The organism is Draconibacterium sp., from assembly GCF_041583095.1.
GTDB lineage: Bacteria > Bacteroidota > Bacteroidia > Bacteroidales > Prolixibacteraceae > Draconibacterium.
Map to the genome: position 1 here is coordinate 18,569 of NZ_JBFHGM010000023.1, position 17,351 is coordinate 35,919.

General features: G+C 41.7%; 18 protein-coding genes. 15 read left to right on the top strand and 3 right to left on the bottom strand.

Annotation, left to right across the window (positions count from 1 at the left end):
• Positions 1 to 12: 12 nt before the first annotated feature.
• The 3 genes from ABZB17_RS03750 to ABZB17_RS03760 all read right to left on the bottom strand — a co-directional run bounded on the left by ABZB17_RS03750 (position 13) and on the right by ABZB17_RS03760 (position 2,825).
• The gene (locus ABZB17_RS03750) at positions 13 to 1,191 is read right to left on the bottom strand and encodes an efflux RND transporter periplasmic adaptor subunit (RefSeq protein WP_372648166.1); all 1,179 of its coding nucleotides are present in this window, start codon (positions 1,189 to 1,191) and stop codon (positions 13 to 15) included.
• Between the two features lie 39 nt (positions 1,192 to 1,230).
• Positions 1,231 to 1,680: a MarR family winged helix-turn-helix transcriptional regulator gene (locus ABZB17_RS03755; protein WP_372648167.1), complete on the bottom strand. Its 450-nt coding sequence runs from the start codon at positions 1,678 to 1,680 to the stop codon at positions 1,231 to 1,233.
• A 431-nt stretch (positions 1,681 to 2,111) separates the two neighbouring features.
• Positions 2,112 to 2,825, bottom strand: a complete 714-nt coding sequence (locus ABZB17_RS03760) for a hypothetical protein (RefSeq protein WP_372648168.1) — start codon at positions 2,823 to 2,825, stop codon at positions 2,112 to 2,114.
• 459 nt (positions 2,826 to 3,284) lie between these two features.
• On the opposite strand from ABZB17_RS03760, the gene nifH reads away from it, so the two are divergent.
• The 15 genes from nifH to modC form a co-directional block, all read left to right on the top strand.
• Positions 3,285 to 4,109 (top strand): nitrogenase iron protein, encoded by an 825-nt coding sequence (gene nifH / locus ABZB17_RS03765; protein WP_163326142.1) that lies wholly within the window; start codon positions 3,285 to 3,287, stop codon positions 4,107 to 4,109.
• A 34-nt stretch (positions 4,110 to 4,143) separates the two neighbouring features.
• The gene (locus ABZB17_RS03770; protein WP_372648169.1) at positions 4,144 to 4,470 is read left to right on the top strand and encodes a P-II family nitrogen regulator; all 327 of its coding nucleotides are present in this window, start codon (positions 4,144 to 4,146) and stop codon (positions 4,468 to 4,470) included.
• An 18-nt stretch (positions 4,471 to 4,488) separates the two neighbouring features.
• Positions 4,489 to 4,863 (top strand): P-II family nitrogen regulator, encoded by a 375-nt coding sequence (locus tag ABZB17_RS03775; protein WP_163326144.1) that lies wholly within the window; start codon positions 4,489 to 4,491, stop codon positions 4,861 to 4,863.
• A gap of 16 nt (positions 4,864 to 4,879) precedes the next feature.
• Positions 4,880 to 6,511 carry a nitrogenase molybdenum-iron protein alpha chain gene (nifD, locus tag ABZB17_RS03780; protein ID WP_163326145.1) on the top strand — a complete coding sequence of 544 codons (1,632 nt, stop codon included), beginning with the start codon at positions 4,880 to 4,882 and terminating at the stop codon, positions 6,509 to 6,511.
• Between the two features lie 18 nt (positions 6,512 to 6,529).
• Positions 6,530 to 7,912 carry a nitrogenase molybdenum-iron protein subunit beta gene (gene nifK, locus ABZB17_RS03785; protein WP_372648170.1) on the top strand — a complete coding sequence of 461 codons (1,383 nt, stop codon included), beginning with the start codon at positions 6,530 to 6,532 and terminating at the stop codon, positions 7,910 to 7,912.
• 172 nt (positions 7,913 to 8,084) lie between these two features.
• Positions 8,085 to 9,413, top strand: a complete 1,329-nt coding sequence (gene nifE, locus ABZB17_RS03790) for a nitrogenase iron-molybdenum cofactor biosynthesis protein NifE (protein ID WP_045033454.1) — start codon at positions 8,085 to 8,087, stop codon at positions 9,411 to 9,413.
• 98 nt (positions 9,414 to 9,511) lie between these two features.
• The gene (locus ABZB17_RS03795) at positions 9,512 to 10,918 is read left to right on the top strand and encodes a nitrogenase component 1 (protein WP_372648171.1); all 1,407 of its coding nucleotides are present in this window, start codon (positions 9,512 to 9,514) and stop codon (positions 10,916 to 10,918) included.
• 82 nt (positions 10,919 to 11,000) lie between these two features.
• Positions 11,001 to 12,260 (top strand): radical SAM protein, encoded by a 1,260-nt coding sequence (locus ABZB17_RS03800; protein WP_045033576.1) that lies wholly within the window; start codon positions 11,001 to 11,003, stop codon positions 12,258 to 12,260.
• Between the two features lie 41 nt (positions 12,261 to 12,301).
• The gene (locus tag ABZB17_RS03805) at positions 12,302 to 12,643 is read left to right on the top strand and encodes a NifB/NifX family molybdenum-iron cluster-binding protein (RefSeq protein WP_372648172.1); all 342 of its coding nucleotides are present in this window, start codon (positions 12,302 to 12,304) and stop codon (positions 12,641 to 12,643) included.
• 103 nt (positions 12,644 to 12,746) lie between these two features.
• Complete coding sequence (locus tag ABZB17_RS03810; RefSeq protein WP_045033451.1) at positions 12,747 to 13,052, top strand: ferredoxin; 306 nt, start codon at positions 12,747 to 12,749, stop codon at positions 13,050 to 13,052.
• Positions 13,053 to 13,271: 219 nt separating this feature from the next.
• Complete coding sequence (locus ABZB17_RS03815; protein WP_372648173.1) at positions 13,272 to 14,396, top strand: hypothetical protein; 1,125 nt, start codon at positions 13,272 to 13,274, stop codon at positions 14,394 to 14,396.
• A gap of 64 nt (positions 14,397 to 14,460) precedes the next feature.
• Positions 14,461 to 14,853, top strand: a complete 393-nt coding sequence (locus ABZB17_RS03820; RefSeq protein WP_372648174.1) for a HEPN domain-containing protein — start codon at positions 14,461 to 14,463, stop codon at positions 14,851 to 14,853.
• Positions 14,854 to 14,948: 95 nt separating this feature from the next.
• Positions 14,949 to 15,716, top strand: coding sequence for a molybdate ABC transporter substrate-binding protein (gene modA, locus ABZB17_RS03825; protein ID WP_372648175.1), 768 nt, complete (start codon positions 14,949 to 14,951; stop codon positions 15,714 to 15,716).
• 1 nt (position 15,717) lies between these two features.
• The gene (gene modB / locus ABZB17_RS03830) at positions 15,718 to 16,410 is read left to right on the top strand and encodes a molybdate ABC transporter permease subunit (protein ID WP_372648176.1); all 693 of its coding nucleotides are present in this window, start codon (positions 15,718 to 15,720) and stop codon (positions 16,408 to 16,410) included.
• The coding region (gene modC, locus ABZB17_RS03835; protein WP_372648177.1) for a molybdenum ABC transporter ATP-binding protein at positions 16,407 to 17,351 on the top strand (945 nt) is incomplete at its 3' end. The genes modB and modC, both read left to right, overlap by 4 nt.

Genomic DNA, 17,351 nt, shown 5'->3' on the forward strand with positions numbered 1-17,351 from the left:
GGCTCTTAGTAATTAATTGTTTGAAGGTTGACTGTTTTCAGCAAGCGCTTGTTGTTTGGTTAATTTGGGTTTAATTTCCATGCCGTCGCGAAGGCTGGTAATTCCCTGAACAACAATTTTGTCGCCGGCTTTTAATCCTGATGTAACAACAAAAAGCTGTTTCAGGTCGCCAACAATTACATCGATAGGCGTATTTACAATTTTGTTTTCGCTGTTAACAACATATACAAAGTGTTTCCCTTGAATTTCGTAACTCGCATCCTGCGGAACCAGCAAAACATTTTTGTGGTATTCGGGCAAACGGATATTTCCGCTTCCTCCCGAACGAAGATCGCCTTCGGCATTGGGGAATGAAGCACGCATATTAATTGCTCCGGTTTGCGGATCAACAATTCCACTGGCAATTTCAATTTTTCCTTTTGTACCGTATGTTGATTTATCGGGTAAGATCAGGTCAACTTCGGGCAGGTTGGCCAGCTTTTCGCGGGTGTTGTTTCCCGGCAGTTCTTTGGTCATTTGCAAAAACGCTTTCTCGTTTACCGAGAAATAGGCACGCATGCTTGATGTATTCGAAACAGTTGTTAGCGGTTGTGTAACCGAGCTGCTTACCAAACTACCAACGCGGTAGGGGAAAGTTCCGATAAATCCGTTTGTCGGGCTGGTAATCATGGTATACTCGAGGTTGGCTTTTGCATTGGCTAAATTAGCCTGCGCCTGTGCCAACTGTGCTTCGGCCGACTGTAAATTTGTTTTTACTGATTCGAGCTGAAAGTCGCTGACAATATTTTTCTCTACCAGCGGCTCGGTTTTTTTCAATTCTATTTTTGCTGTGGCCACCTGCGATTCGGCAACTTTTATCTGTGCTTCGGCCGATCGAACCTGCGCACGAATATCGTTGGCGTTTAACTGAAAAAGAACTTGTCCTTTTTTTACGTAGTCGCCTTCGTCAACAAAAATTTTCTCGATGTAACCTGCTACTCTGGGGCGAATTTCAACGGTTTGTTCCCCTTCGAGTGTTGCCGGGAAAACCTGGTAAAGCGTTATGTTTTGCGGCGTAATTTCCTGAACCAGGTACTCGCCAACCTGTCCGCCCATCATTGGGTTATTTCCCTGTTGTTTATTCGAACAGGAAGAAAAAAGTAAAAGAATGGCTACCGACGCCACGCTTGTAAATTGTGCAATTGTTTTCATGTTTTCGTATCTATAATTTTTAATTTCTATTACAATGTTTTAGGAGCACATCAGGCAATCTTTAAAACCTGTGTTTAACTGTATTTTTGCGATCACATTCTCGAAATTTGTGAGCTCTTCCTGCGAAATTCCATCTAAAAGTTCTGTTGAAACTTCTACTGATTTGACTTTCAGTAACTCAAATATTTCAATCCCTGCCTTCGTTAGCTGTAAATGTTTTTTTCGTTTATCGTCATCATCCTGCGTACGCATTACATAACCCAAATCAATAAGTGTATTAATCTGGCGCGTAACAATCGATTTGTCGCGTAAAAAATGATTTGCAAGATCTTGTTGTGTAGATGCTGAATTTTGATTGATGTAGTGTAACACTACAAACTGCTCCAGTGTTAGTTCTATATTGTTTTCCTTATATTTTGCCATTAGCTTGTGGCGCACCAGTTTCATGGTTTGCCCAAGCAAATAGGTTAACGGTACTTGCGTTTTCATAACTTTTTCTGTTTCTGTGGTACAAAGCTAAAACAAAATAGTTGCAAAAGTCAACTAGTTTTGTGAAATTTATTTTAACAAATTCTAAATAAAACATAATCTGTTGATAATTAGCAATGTAAAAGATGTCCGGTTTGTTAAGTCAAATTGAACTGTTCTGAATAGTGCAAATCCAATAGATAAAGCAGCCACCCGATTGTAATTAATTACTTTCCTACCAAAATGTAGGTTCCCTCAATGTTAACACCCCGAATGCCCTTTAATTATGGGCTTCTAATAATTTTCCATCGTAGGGTATACGAAACAGTAGAGGTTTAAAAAAAGATCATCAACTTTATAAAAAATGGATTTGGCAGTAATAATCCGTATATGTTTTTTGGGTGGAAAAAGTATAGATTGTTTACGAGAGCTAACAACCGGAGGGTGAATTTTTATTCCTCGATATCGAAAACGAACTCAGTATTTGGGTATTCAGAAGTGACAAACTCATTCGTGTAATGCTCAATCTCTTTGATACGATTTTTAAAATCCTCACTTGGTGCTCCATTAAATTTTGAGATATTTAATATAAAGTGGAAATTCAATCCGGAATGGCGTTGTACATTATTAATAGTATCAACAATTAAACGTTGAATATCATGCAGCAAACGCTCTTCATTCATATTACCAACAAGGAAAACAATACTTTTCTTGCCTTTAATTTCTTCGTCCGTTTCCATGGCATTGCTTGAGCTTTCTTCAAAATCAGGAGCTTTAATTTCATAAAAAATATTCTTTTCAAGGTTGCTAAATTGCAATTCCCCTTTAGGCATCAGTGTATCCTTATCGATTACCTGAAAATATACCAATCCGTTTTCAGTCTTATTATTATACCCTTTGTACAGCCAATATGTGAGTTGCTGTCCTTGGGCATTCATTGTTGCCAAATCTGTAATTATAAATGATTCCGAACCAGGAAAAGATGCCAATGTTGCAGACACAAAATCATTAGTAAAATCAGTCATATTCAATTCATTAACAGAACCATCTGGAAATTTTACAAACAAGATGTTTGGATTTTTTTGACTTAATTCCTTTCCAATTATCTGCTGATTGATTTCTTTGATATACTTTTTAAGCTCTATTGCTGCCTTCAGGTATTCCATATTCCAATTAATTTTCTTCAAAAATATTTAAAAATGTTCCATATCAGGAATCTAACTAAATGATTTCACAAATGAGAATTATGCTTAACCTTAAATTGAAAATTAAAAAACTGCAAAATGACATATTTTGCGACGACCTTATTTCTTTTCACTTTTTTACATTGACTTCCATTCCTACCAAAATGTAGGTTACCTCAATGTTAACACCCCGAATGTCCTTTAAACATGGGCTTCATAAAAATTGCCACCTTATTGTGCGTTATACCGTATCATCCTACATAAATGTAGGATTCCTTCTCTTGAATTTTTCTGAAAATAAAATTTGTATTTTTTTTTAGCCACAGAAAATCAGTTGATTAGTGGTAGTTTGTGTTGCAGGACTATGTTGTCGAGCATGTTTTTTGGCATCGTTATAGCACTAAGGAAAGCAAACGATTTAAACTTTAAAATACAAGAATCATGAGAAAGATTGCAATTTATGGTAAAGGTGGAATTGGTAAATCAACCACAACACAGAACACAGTAGCTGGTTTGGTAGAGATGGGTAAAAATGTAATTGTAGTAGGTTGCGACCCTAAAGCAGACTCTACTCGTTTGTTACTTGGTGGTTTGGCACAAAAAACCGTTCTGGATACACTACGTGAAGAAGGTGAAGATGTTGAGTTAGATGACATCATCAAAGAAGGATATGGCGGTACTCGTTGTGTTGAATCAGGTGGTCCTGAGCCAGGTGTAGGATGTGCCGGTCGTGGTATCATTACTTCAATTAATATGTTGGAGCAATTAGGTGCCTGGGATGAAAAATTCGAAACCGATTATACTTTCTACGATGTACTTGGTGACGTTGTATGTGGTGGTTTCGCAATGCCTATCCGTGATGGTAAAGCTGAAGAGATTTACATTGTAGTATCAGGTGAGATGATGGCAATGTACGCTGCCAACAATATATGTAAAGGTATTAAAAAGTATGCTCAAACAGGTACCGTGCGCTTAGGAGGTCTTATCTGTAACTCACGTAAGGTTGATAACGAGAAGGAAATGATCGAGCAATTGGCAAGCGCAATTGGAACTCAAATGATTCACTTTGTTCCTCGTGACAACATGGTTCAGCAAGCAGAGATTAACCGTAAAACAGTTATTGAATTCAAACCTGAACATCCTCAGGCAGATGAATACAGAGCCTTGGCAAAAGCTATTGACGAAAACGAACTATTCGTAATTCCTGAACCATTGGAAATCGAAGAGTTAGAGAAGTTATTGATCGACTTCGGTATTGCCAACTAATTCATAGTATAAACCCATTATAAATTTTGTAGTTATGTTAATGATAAGAGCTATTATACGCCCAGAGAAATCAAGTAAAGTACTAAAAGCCCTGTTTGAAGCAGGATACATCGCAGTTACAAAGATCCCGGTAGTGGGTCGTGGTAAACAGCGCGGTATTAAAATCGGCGATGTTACTTATGATGAACTTCCAAAAGAAATGTTGATTATGGTGATTAAAGATGAAGACAAAGACTTCGCAATTAGCACCATTATGGAAGCTGCCCGTACTGAGCCGAAAGGTGCATTTGGAGATGGAAAAATATTTGTTTCCGCAGTAGAAGAGGCATATACTATAAGCCGCGGATCGAAAGAGTTATAATCCTAAAATCAGACGACTATGAAGATGATATTGGCGATTATCCGGATTGATAAAATGAATGCAACTAAAAGGGCTCTAACCGCAGCCGGCATCACCTCGATGACTGCCACCGGAAAAGTTTTCGGACGCGGAAAAGGCTTTTGGGATGCACAGGTTATGGAAGGTGCAAAACAGGATATGCCAGAAGCACTTGCCCACCTTGGAAAAGAACCCAGGCTGAGACCTCAGCGAGTACTAAATATTGCGGTTTCTGACCACAATGTGCAATTAACAATTGATACGATTATTGAAGTTAATCAGACTCCTGCTCCCGGCGACGGAAAAATCTTTGTCCTTCCTTTGGATGATGCATTTCGGGTACGTACCGGCGAAACAGGAACGACAATTCTTTAATTAGAAAGACAAAATTATGCCAAATAAAAAAGATTATACAAACGGATTGCCGGATCCTTCTCAACTGAAGGAGGAGATGCTGGCAAAATATCCCCGGAAAGTAGCAAAAAAGCGGTCTAAGGCAATGGTAATCAACGATCCTGAACAAAACCAGGAGATTGCAGCCAATATTCGTACGATACCTGGAATTATTACACAGCGTGGTTGTACCTACGCGGGATGCAAGGGTGTGGTTTTAGGACCAACACGCGATATCATCAACCTGGTACACGGACCAATTGGGTGTAGTTTTTACGCCTGGTTAACTCGTCGTAACCAAACACGTGTTCCCGAAGGTGGAGATAACTTTATTCCTTATTCTTTCTCTACCGATATGCAAGACGAAAACATTGTATTTGGTGGTGAAAAGAAACTGAAAGAAGCAATTCGCGAAGCATTTGAAATTTTCAATCCAAGTTCAATCGGTATTTTCTCTACTTGTCCGGTAGGTTTGATTGGTGATGACGTTCATTCTGTTGCCCGCGACATGAAAGCTGAGCTTGGAATTAACATCTTTGGATTCAGTTGCGAAGGTTACCGTGGAGTATCACAGTCAGCCGGACACCACATTGCAAATAACGGGGTATTCAAAAACGTGGTTGGTAATAACGACCGTCCTCGCAAAGGTAAATTCCAGGTGAACTTACTGGGAGAATACAATATCGGTGGTGATGCGTTCGAAATTGAAGCATTGTTCGAAGAAGTTGGTGTTGAATTGTTGTCTACTTTCTCTGGTAATTCTACTATTGAAAGTATGGAATATTCACACACTGCCGACCTGAACATGGTTATGTGTCACCGTTCCATCAACTACATTGCTGAAATGATGGAAGAGAAATACGGTATTCCATGGTTTAAAGTCAACTTTATCGGAGCCGAATCAACTGCAAAATCATTGCGTAAAATGGCCGATTACTTTGGAGATAAAGAATTATCAGCCAAAGTTGAAGAAGTTATCGCTCGCGAAATGCTGAAAGTAAAAGCAGTTGCCGATGTGGTTAAACCTAAAACGGAAGGTAAACTGGCAATGATGTTCGTTGGTGGATCACGTGCTCACCATTATCAGGATTTGTTTACGGAGCTTGGAGTAAAAACAGTTTCTGCCGGATATGAATTTGCGCACCGTGATGATTACGAAGGTCGTGAAGTTATTCCTAGCATTAAAATTGATGCCGATACACGTAACATCGAAGACCTTGTGGTTGAAAAAGACGAAAACCTTTTCCGCGACGACCTGGTAGAGAAGAAAGCCAAGTTGGAAGAGAGCGGTTATGAGTTTAAAGACTACAAAGGAATGATGCCGGATATGCAGAAGAACTCGCTGGTAATCGACGATGTAAACCACTGGGAAACTGAAAAGCTGATCGAATTCTATAAGCCTGATGTATTCTGCGCAGGTATTAAAGAAAAATACGTTGTTCAGAAATATGGAGTGCCATTAAAACAATTGCACTCGTACGACTACGGCGGTCCTTATGCTGCATTCGGGGGAGCTATTAATTTCTACAATGAAATGGAGCGTATGCTGGGAACCAAGATTTGGAAACTGGTTGATGCCCCTTGGAAACTCGAGCCGGAGATTGTAGGAAGTGTAACTGTAGATGCTTAAAGAATAGGAGGAAAAATTATGTTATTACGTCATACAACAAAAGAAGTTAAAGAGAGAAAAGCATTAACCGTTAACCCGGCTAAAACTTGTCAGCCGGTAGGTGCAATGTATGCTGCTCTGGGTGTGCACGGATGTTTACCACACAGCCACGGTTCGCAAGGGTGTTGTTCTTATCACCGAAGTGCGTTAACTCGTCACTACAAAGAGCCAATTATGGCAGCAACCAGTTCTTTTACTGAAGGTTCATCGGTGTTTGGGGGGCAGGCAAACTTACTGCAAGCCATCGATAATATCTTTGGTATTTACGAACCTCAAATTATTGCCATTCACTCAACCTGTTTGTCGGAAACCATTGGTGACGACCTTGGACAGATTGTTGGAAAAGCAAAAGACGATGGTAGAATTCCGGAAGGAAAACACGTAGTTCAGGCATCAACACCAAGTTATGTAGGTTCACATGTAACCGGTTATGCCAACATGCTGGAAGCATTTGTAAAATACTTCGCGTTTAAAACGGACGAAAAATTGCGCCAGATAAACCTGCTTTCAGGTTGGGTTGAACCATCGGATATGCGTGAGTTAAAAAGATTGGCTGGTTTAATGGATATTAAAACAGTTCTTCTTCCCGATACATCAGATGTAGTAGATACACCTATGACCGGTAAATACCAAATGTATCCAAAAGGTGGAACAACTATAGAAGAAATGGTTAGCATGGGAAATAGTATGAGCACTGTTGCTTTGGGCGAATGGGGTGCAAAAAGTGCAGCCATTGCTTTAGACAACAAATGTAAAGTACCATTTTCAATGAACGATTTACCAGTTGGTGTCAGTGCAACCGACCGCTTTATACAGGCACTTTCAACTGCCGGGAAAGTTTCTATTCCTGAAATTATTTCTGAAGAACGTGGTCGATTAGTGGATATGATGACTGATATGCACCAGTATTTCTACGGAAAACGTGTTGCTCTGTTTGGTGATCCGGATACTTTACTTCCGTTAACTGAATTCTTGTTAGACCTGGATATGAAACCTGTTTACATTGTTTCTGGAACACCGGGAAAACGTTTCACACAACGTATGGAAGAGATTTTAGGCGACAAATTGGCTGAAACTAAATTCAAAAATGGTCCGAATGCTGATATGTTCTTATTACACCAGTGGATTAAAGAAGAGCCTGTTGACTTATTGATTGGTAACACCTACGGTAAGTACATCGCTCGCGATGAGAACATACCATTCGTTCGCATGGGATTCCCTATTATTGACCGCGTTGGACACAGTTATTTCCCAACTGTAGGTTACCAGGGAGGTCTTCGAATCCTTGAGAAGATTCTGGGTGCTATCATGGATAAAATCGATGCTACAGCTCCTGAAGAATCATTCGAGCTAGTAATGTAGTTGCAATATAATTCAAAATGATTTCGAGGTGAGTTCAGCTGAGTCGCTCTCAGCTGTACTTCACCCGAAATAACAAGCACTACACAAGTAGAATCAGAGATATTTAATCACAATTGTAATTAGGATAAGCCCTGCTTGCAGGCAACTTCGTCCATCTTTTAACTTTTGAATTATGAGCAACTATCTAAAAGATCGCGAAAGCCAAATCCTGACAAAAGGAAACGATGCTGCAGAAATTTCCTGCGATAAAAAAAGTCTGGCCGGGTCAGTTTCGCAACGAGCCTGTGTGTTTTGCGGATCACGTGTGGTGCTTTATCCAATTGCCGATGCACTGCATGTTATTCACGGGCCGGTTGGTTGCGCTTCTTATACCTGGGATATTCGTGGTTCGCTTTCGTCGGGACCACAGTTACACCGCCTGAGTTTTACCACCGATTTAAAAGAAAGAGATGTGGTTTTTGGCGGCGAAAAGAAATTGTATCACGCCCTTATTGAATTAATCGACAAACATCAGCCGAAAGCTGCCTTTGTTTTTTCAACCTGTATAATCGGAGTTATTGGCGACGACGTTGAAGCTGTTTGCCGACAGGTTACAAAAGAAAAAGGCATCGACGTCATTCCGGTAATGTCGGAAGGTTTTAACGGTACCAAAAAAGACGGCTACAAAATTGCTTGTGGCGCACTTTCAAAATTAGTTGGAACGAACAACGATTACACACCATCAAAATATTCAATCAATATTCTAGGCGACTTTAACCTTGCCGGAGAGTTGTGGATTTTGGCTGAATATTACAAGAAACTGGGTGTTGAAATTATTTCGTGCATGACCGGCGATGGCCGTGTTGAACAGATTCGCCGTGCACACAAAGCTTCGCTGAACGTGGTTCAGTGTTCGGGTTCCATTATGCACCTGGCGAAAGAAATGAAGGAAAAATACGACATCCCTTTTATGAAGGTTTCCTATTTCGGAATCGAAGATATGTCGGAAGCCTTATACGAAGTGGCCAAATTTTTCAAAGACGATGAAATGATGGCCAAGGCCCGCGAACTGGTTACTAACGAAATCTCGAAATTATTACCGGCGCTGCAACCTTACCGCCAAAAGCTGGAAGGTAAAAAAGCAGCCATTTATGTAGGTGGTGCGTTTAAAGCCATCTCGCTGGTAAAAGCATTGCGTTTGCTGGGCATGAAAACAGTGGTTGTTGGCTCGCAAACCGGAAATGCAGAAGACTATAAACTACTAAAAGACTTGTGTGATGAGGGAACCATCATTGTTGATGATTCCAATCCAAACGAACTTTCTGAATTTGTGAAGTTAACCGGTGCCAACCTGTTTATCGGCGGCGTAAAAGAGCGCCCGATTGCCCATAAACTTGGCCTTGGTTTTTGCGATCACAACCACGAAAGAAAAGAAGCACTGGCCGGCTATGTCGGCATGATGAATTTTGCGAAAGAAGTATACGCCTCGGTTACAAGCCCGGTGTGGAAGTTCGTAAAGTGATACGACACATTGTCCGCTAGTTACAGGCCGTGATTGTGTTTTTAGAAAGGGGGGACCCTTTAAAGAATCGGAAAAAATATTGAATAAAAACAAATCGGATGTTTGAACTCAATTCAGTACCAAAAGCAAAAGAAAATTACAAGGCAACACAAAATGCCTGTAAACTTTGTTCGCCGCTGGGAGCCAGCGTAGCCTACAAAGGTTTTAAAGGCTGTGTTCCGCTTATTCACGGCTCGCAAGGCTGCGCAACTTACATTCGCCGCTACCTGATCTCGCATTACAAAGAGCCCATCGACATTGCCTCGTCGAATTTTACTGAAGATGCTACCATTTTTGGTGGCGATGAAAACTTCAAACTGGCTGTCCTTAATATTATCAATCAATATAAACCGGAAATTATCGGTATTGCCTCAACTTGTTTAAGCGAAACTATTGGCGACGATGTTAGCCTTTTCGTTCACCATTTTTTGGATAAGCACCCTGATGTAAAGACCGATTTTGTAATGGCTTCAACACCCAGTTACCAGGGAACGCACATCGACGGATTTCATGAAGCGGTTTCCAGCGTGGTAAAACGTTACGCCCAAAAAGGTCTGTCACAAGATCATGTAAATCTCTTCCCCGGTTTTGTTTCAACCGAAGATTTACGCTTGCTGAAAGAAATTATGGCCGACTTTTCGTTGGAGCACATTATGATGCCCGATTATTCTGAAAGCCTCGATAACCCGGTTTGGGATACTTATCACCGTATTCCCGAAGGCGGAACGGCAAAAGAGGATGTAGTAAAAAGTGGCAGTGCCAAAGCCAGCATCGAATTCGGTACAATCCTGAACAGAGGAAAATTATCAGGCCGGGTAAAAAGCAACAAGTTGTCGCGCACCGGAGCACAGTTCCTGAAAAACGAAATGGATGTACCGTTGGTAAATATCCCAATGCCAATCGGTATCACGCAAACCGATGCCTTTTTCGAGGAGCTTAAAAATCTTTCGGGCAACGAAATTCCTGAGAAGTATACCAAACAACGCGGTCGCCTTGTAGATGCCTATGTTGATGCACATAAATACACCTTTGGCAAACGGGCAGTGGTGTATGGCGAAGAAGATTTTGTAGTTGCCATGGCCGCTTTCCTCGATGAAATAGGAATTGAACTGGCGCTTGTTGCCACAGGCGGCGAAAGCGGCATGTTGGAGAATGAAATAAAAAAATATTGTCCTGAGAATAAAAATAAAGTGGTGGTTCGCGAAGGATACGATTTTGAGAGTATCCGCGATTGGAGCCTCGAAAATAAACCTGACATTCTGATCGGGCACAGCAAAGGCTACTACATCGCCCGCGAGCTGAATATTCCGATCGTTCGGGTGGGTTTCCCGGTTCACGACCGCGTGGGCGGACAACGTATAAAACACCTTGGTTATTCAGGTACGCAGGAACTATTCGACAAAGTAGTGAACGCACTGATTGAACACAAACAAAGCATTTCGCCGGTAGGCTATAAATATATGTAGTAACAAAAATGGGTAATTAGTATTAAGAAGCGGGCAATGCTTGCAGCTTGAGGCTAGAAGCTCGAAACTAAAAAGGAAAGTTATGATCGACATTAAAACACATCCCTGTTTCAATAAAGATGCAAAAGGCAAATATGCCCGCGTGCATCTCCCGGTGGCACCGCAATGTAATATTCACTGTAATTATTGCAAGCGCGATTACGATTGCGTAAACGAAAGCCGCCCTGGTGTTACCAGCGAAGTACTATCGCCTGAGCAGGCACTTGCCTACACCATCAGGTTAAAAGAAAAAATGCCGCATTTGTCGGTTGTGGGAATTGCCGGCCCCGGCGATCCGTTCGCCAATCCAATTCAAACCATGACAACACTTCGGTTGATTCGTAAAGAATTTCCGGAAATGATTCTTTGTCTTTCATCAAACGGGCTGAATGTATTGCCATATGTTGATGAATTGAAGGAATTGGAGGTAAGCCACGTTACCATTACGCTGAACGGAACAGAGACAAAAACACTATCTCAATTATATAAATGGGTGCGTTTCGAGAAGCGCGGATATTTTGGAGAGCAGGCAGCTGAAATTCTGCTGCGGAACCAGATGGAAGCAATCCGGGCGTTAAAACGTGCAGGCATTACTGTTAAAATAAACTCTATTGTAGTGCCCGGAATCAATGACAATGTGATCGTTGATATTGCCAAAAAAATGAAAGAGATGGAAGTGGATATTATGAATACCATTCCGCTCTACCCGGTTGAAGGAACTCCTTTCGAGGATTTTGAAGAGCCTTCGCCAAAACGAATGAAAGAATTACAAAACGGTATTAAAGAATATTTACCACCGATGACGCACTGTGCCCGTTGCCGTGCCGATGCTGTTGGATTGCTGGGACAAGACGATGCCGAAGCAAAACAAATTTTGTCGGAAGTGTCGAACCTGTCGGTGAATGTTGACAAAACAAAACCATATGTAGCAGTTGCCAGTCACGAGGGATTGTTGGTAAACCAGCACCTTGGAGAGGCATCGCAGCTCTATATTTTCAGAGAAACGCCAAATGGCTATCGTTTGGTGGAACAACGTGCAACACCAAAACCCGGAGCCGGAAATAGTCGTTGGGCAGTACTGGCTGATGTGATCGATGATTGTAGAGCTTTGTTGGTTGGCGGAATCGGACCATCTCCATCGTCGATTATTGGCCGTGCCGGAATTAAGATCGTTGAAATGACCGGTTTGATCGATGAGGGATTGGATGCCGTTTACAAAGGCAAAGAACTCCGGACACTGAAAAAAGCCGATGTTTTTAAATGCGGATCAGAATGTTCAGGTAAAGGAACCGGTTGCGGTTAATCTTTGGTCGAATAATCTGAAACTCTAAAAAGTCTTTAAAAATGAGAATAGCAGTAACAACAAGTAACGGAGAAAAGGTAGATCAGCATTTTGGAAAAGCTACCCGCTTTGATGTGTACGACGTGGAAGGCGATGAAATGAAACTCGTGGAAACACGCGAAGTTACATCGTATTGCAGCGCGGGAGGCCAACCTGTTGCCGATCATAAATTTTCATCCGATCGATTTTCAACTGTAAAAGAAAAATTGGAGGATTGCGAAAAGCTGTACACCATGCAAATTGGTGAAAAGCCAAAGGAGCAATTCGATATAATTGGAATAGCAGTACAAACCTGCACCTGTTCGGTGGATAAAATCCCCGGCTGTAGCGGAAAATGTAAATAATAATAAATAAAAAGTATAACGCATCGGAGGTGTTCTTTTCTCCCCTTCAGGGGAGATCCCGATTCATCGGGAGAGGGGCGACTTTCGACTAAAGAAATCAATTATGAAAAAACCAGAATTTCACATTTTAGTGTGCAACTCGTACCGGGTTGCCGGCGATGCACAAGGCTATTGTAACAAAAACGGTTCATCCGATTTAATTCAATATATAATGGAAGAATGTAACGACCGCGGCATGGACGTCGCGGTCTCTTCCACCGCTTGTTTAAACGTTTGCTCTCAGGGGCCCGTAATGGTTATTCACCCAAATAACTATTGGTACGGAGGAATTAATGAAGAGAAAATCGACGAAATTTTAGATGCACTGGAGGAGGGGGAGGCCGTTGAGGATTATCTCATAAGCGAATAAGTTAAACTGCGTACTCAATTGTTTTTCCCCTCTTATCCAATTGTTTTTCAGAGTGAGCCTTGGTGAAGCTTTGAAAATACAATGGATAATGCTGATAAATGTTTGAAAATAAACTCTCATCGGTATAACCAGAACTAATCAAACTTCAACTTGTATAGTATTCCCGGCTTGTGCCGGGGGTACTTTTATCGGATTGAAAACCAATAACAATTATATATTATGAAGGATGAGAAGTTCCCATATTTGATCGACACTACGCTGCGCGACGGAGAACAAGCTCCGGGTGTGGTATTTTCAATGAATGAGAAGCTCGAAATTGCTCAAAAGCTTGATGAAATTGGAGTACCGGAACTGGAAATCGGAACTCCGGCCATGGGCGAAAAAGAGCAGAGTGACATTCATTGTTTGATCAACCAGGGATTTTCCTTCGCTTCTACCTGCTGGTGCAGGGCAACTTTCAACGATTTGGAAGCTGCCCTGGCTACAGGAGCAAAAAGGGTCAACCTTTCTTTCCCGGTTTCCGATATACAACTTGAAACGCTTGGGAAATCGCGCAACTGGGTACGAAAAAACCTACCTGAAATTATGAATTTTGCCACAAACCATTTCGAATTTGTGGCCGTTGGTGCGCAGGATGCTTCGCGTGCCGATTACGATTTTCTGAAAGAATACATCTATCTGACAACATTATACGGTGCCAAACGAGTGCGCATTGCCGATACAGTTGGAATTCTGAATCCGCTTTCCACACAGAACCTGTTTACCCGGTTAAGCAGTGATTTTGCTGATGTAGATTTTGAATTTCACGGTCACAACGATTTGGGGATGGCAACCGCCAACCACGTTGTGGCGCTACAATCTGGCGCACAAAGTGTGAGTTTAACGGTAAACGGTTTAGGGGAGCGAGCAGGAAATGCCTGTTTGGAAGAAGTGGCATTTGCCCTGAAATACTCCTGCGGTTACGACTTAAATTTCGAAGGAAAGAAAATGGTTCAGCTTTCGAAACTGGTGGAGCGGGTTTCAGAGCGAAAGTTGGCATTATCGAAACCAGTGTCGGGAGAACTGGTTTTTTCACACGAATCCGGAATTCACTGCCGTAGCTTAAAAGAAAACCCACTTTCATATCAGCCATTTAATCCGAACGAAATTGGCCGGCAGACCGAGTTGGTTATCGGCAAACACTCGGGAATGGGTGCTGTAAGCGAGATGCTGGAAAAACGAAATATTTTTCTGCCTAAAAATGAACTGGCCATTCTTGTTGCTAAAATAAAAAAGCTTTCGTCCGAGTTAAAGCGCGACCTGCATTTCAATGAGGTGAAAGACCTTATTTCGTCGAACATTTAACTAATGATACAAAAAAACATCTACAACATAATACAACGAGGTTGAATAATAAAAATTTGAAATTATGGCAAACTGGACAAAGTACATGGATGAGGCCGATAGCTACGCAAAAGCAGCGGTTGGTTCGTACAAAAAAGAGAAATTGGGAAGCCTGGTAGTATATAATGTATTAAGCATGGCTGTGGAAAACTACCTCACCGCTTTGTGTGTAAGTACCGGCGAACTGCCCGAGCATTCGGGAATAACAGCCATGTTAAGGCAGGTTGGTAAGAAAATGGAAATTCCTGAAGAGTTTCTTGTGGAGGCGCGGTTTCTCAATCGTTTTATGAATTTCTGCTCGCTGGAAGTGCTGGAAACGCTTGAACCAACACGCGAAGAGTTGTCGAGAATGCTCGATTTTACCAATGCATTGAAAGAATATTCTAATGCAGCACTAGTTGAAGAAGAGTCCGTTTAGGATTTTTCAGGACTGCTTTAGAAGCGAATGGTGCTTTTAATGAAAGCATCTTTACTTATTGATGCTACAATTTGCCTAACTTTAGCGGTCGAATAATGAGTAGAAAAGCTTTACTATATATATTAATAGTATTCCTGTTTTTTGGATGTGCCCAAAAATCGCAGAAAAAGCAATCGACAGAACTGTTGGTTTTCAGTGGAGCCGGATTGACAAATGTTGTCTCTGAACTGGCTGAAATCTACAAAACGGAAAATGACGTCGACATCAAACTGAATTTTGCTTCGTCGGGAACATTGGCCCGGCAAATTGAGCAGGGAGCACAACCTTCAGTTTATATATCTGCCAACGAAAAATGGGTAGACTACCTCATTAATCTCGATTTGGTTGTTCCTGAATCAAAAGAGAAAGTTGTTGGAACGTCGATGGCTATCATCGTTCCTTTCGATAGCGAAACGGATACCATTACATTTTCGGATCATTTCCCGGAACAGTTTAATGGACGCCTGTCAATTGGCGACCCAAAACATGTACCGGCAGGCGACTATGCCTGGAAAGCAATCGAGAGCGGTGGTTATGCCGATGCTTTAAGCGATCGGATTTTACCTGCAAAAGATGTGCGTTCGGCATTAATGGTGGTTGAATTGGGCGAAGTGGAAATGGGAATTGTATACAAAACCGACGCGCTGAAATCAAAAAAAGTTAGGATCGTTTCTATTGTTCCCGATGACCTGCACCCGCCAATTGGTTTTTATGCTTCCATTTTAAAGAACAAAAACAACGAACAAACCAGGCTTTTTTATAATTTTCTGACCTCGAATGAAGCAAAAGACATCTGGATAAAACACGGATTTAAAATTGAGTGAATTGATTAAATATACAGCAAGCGAGTGGTCGGCAATACAATTATCGTTATATGTTGCGCTAATTTGTGCTGTAATAACCTTGCCGCTGGCCATAGCCGTGGGCTGGTTTCTGGCCCGCAAAAAGTTTTTCGGCAAGTCGGTGCTTGAAGGAATCATACATTTACCATTGGTTTTACCTCCCATTACAACCGGTTATTTATTATTACTGGTTTTCGGAAACCGCGGAGTTATCGGTAAATTCTTTTACGAGATATTCGGAATTCAAATCGCCTTTTCGTTTTATGCGGCGGTAATCGCTGCCATTTTTGTGTCCTTTCCATTGGTTACGCGATCCATTCGTTTATCCATCGAACTGGTCGACCAAAAACTGGAAGAAGCTGCACGCACTTTGGGAGCATCCAATCTCCGGGTGTTTTTTACGATTACACTTCCGTTGGCACTGCCCGGAGTAATCAGCGGTTTTATTCTTTCGTTTGCAAGAAGTCTGGGCGAATTTGGTGCAACCATTTCATTTGCCGGAAACATTGAAGGAAAAACACAAACACTCCCGCTGGCCATATTTTCTGAAATGCAGGTTCCGGGACAAGAAGCTTCAACGATGCGTTTGGTTGTGGTATCAGTTATATTATCACTGCTGGCAATGATCGCTGCCGAGTTTCTAAACAAACGTGTAATTAAAAGTAAAACGGCATGACTTCGGCATTGAGTTTTCATATAAAACTGCAGCGAAAGGATTTTACACTCGATGTAAAAGCTGATATACCGAATGGGATTACCGGTATCTTCGGACCGTCGGGGCATGGAAAAACCAGTTTGCTGAATTCTATCGCCGGAATTGTTACGCCCGATTCAGGTTATATTCATCTGAATGGCGACACACTTCTCGATTCGAATAAAAAGGTAAATGTTAAGATCAGGCAGCGAAGGGTAGGTTACGTTTTTCAGGACGAACGACTTTTTCCACACTATACTATAAAGAAGAACCTGTTGTATGGCGAAAAGAATCCCGATTCGGAGCTTTTCGATGAGGTGGTCGAAACTTTGCAGATCGCACATTTATTAAATAAGAAACCCGAACAGTGTTCCGGCGGAGAAAAACAGCGTGCGGCCATCGGGCGTGCCATTATCAGTGGTTCGAAAATATTGTTGATGGACGAGCCGTTTTCGGCACTGGATGTAAACCTGCGCCGTGAAATAATTCCGTATCTAAACCGGGTGCACCAGAAATTCTCGCTCCCTATATTAATAGTAAGCCACGATCTTCCCGATCTTTTAAGTCTTACCGATAATTTGTTGCTACTGAAAAATGGACAGTTACTGGGGCACGGAAAGTTTACCGATCTGTTGGATCGACCCGAGAATTTGGAGTTGATGCACGAGTCGGGCTGGTACAATGTAATGCACTTGTCGGTATTTGCGCACCTCGAATCGAAGAATATGGTTCTGCTGAAAAGCAATAAAAGCAACCTGCAGATTCAGGCCTTAACACAAACTATCGTAAAAGATATGGCGATAAACCAGGAATTAAAAGTCCTGATCAAGCCCGAAAGCATAGCTTTATCAAAAGAGCGTGTACAAAATATCTCACTGCGCAACCAGGTAGAAGGCACCATGAAAGAAGTATTTTTAAAAGAC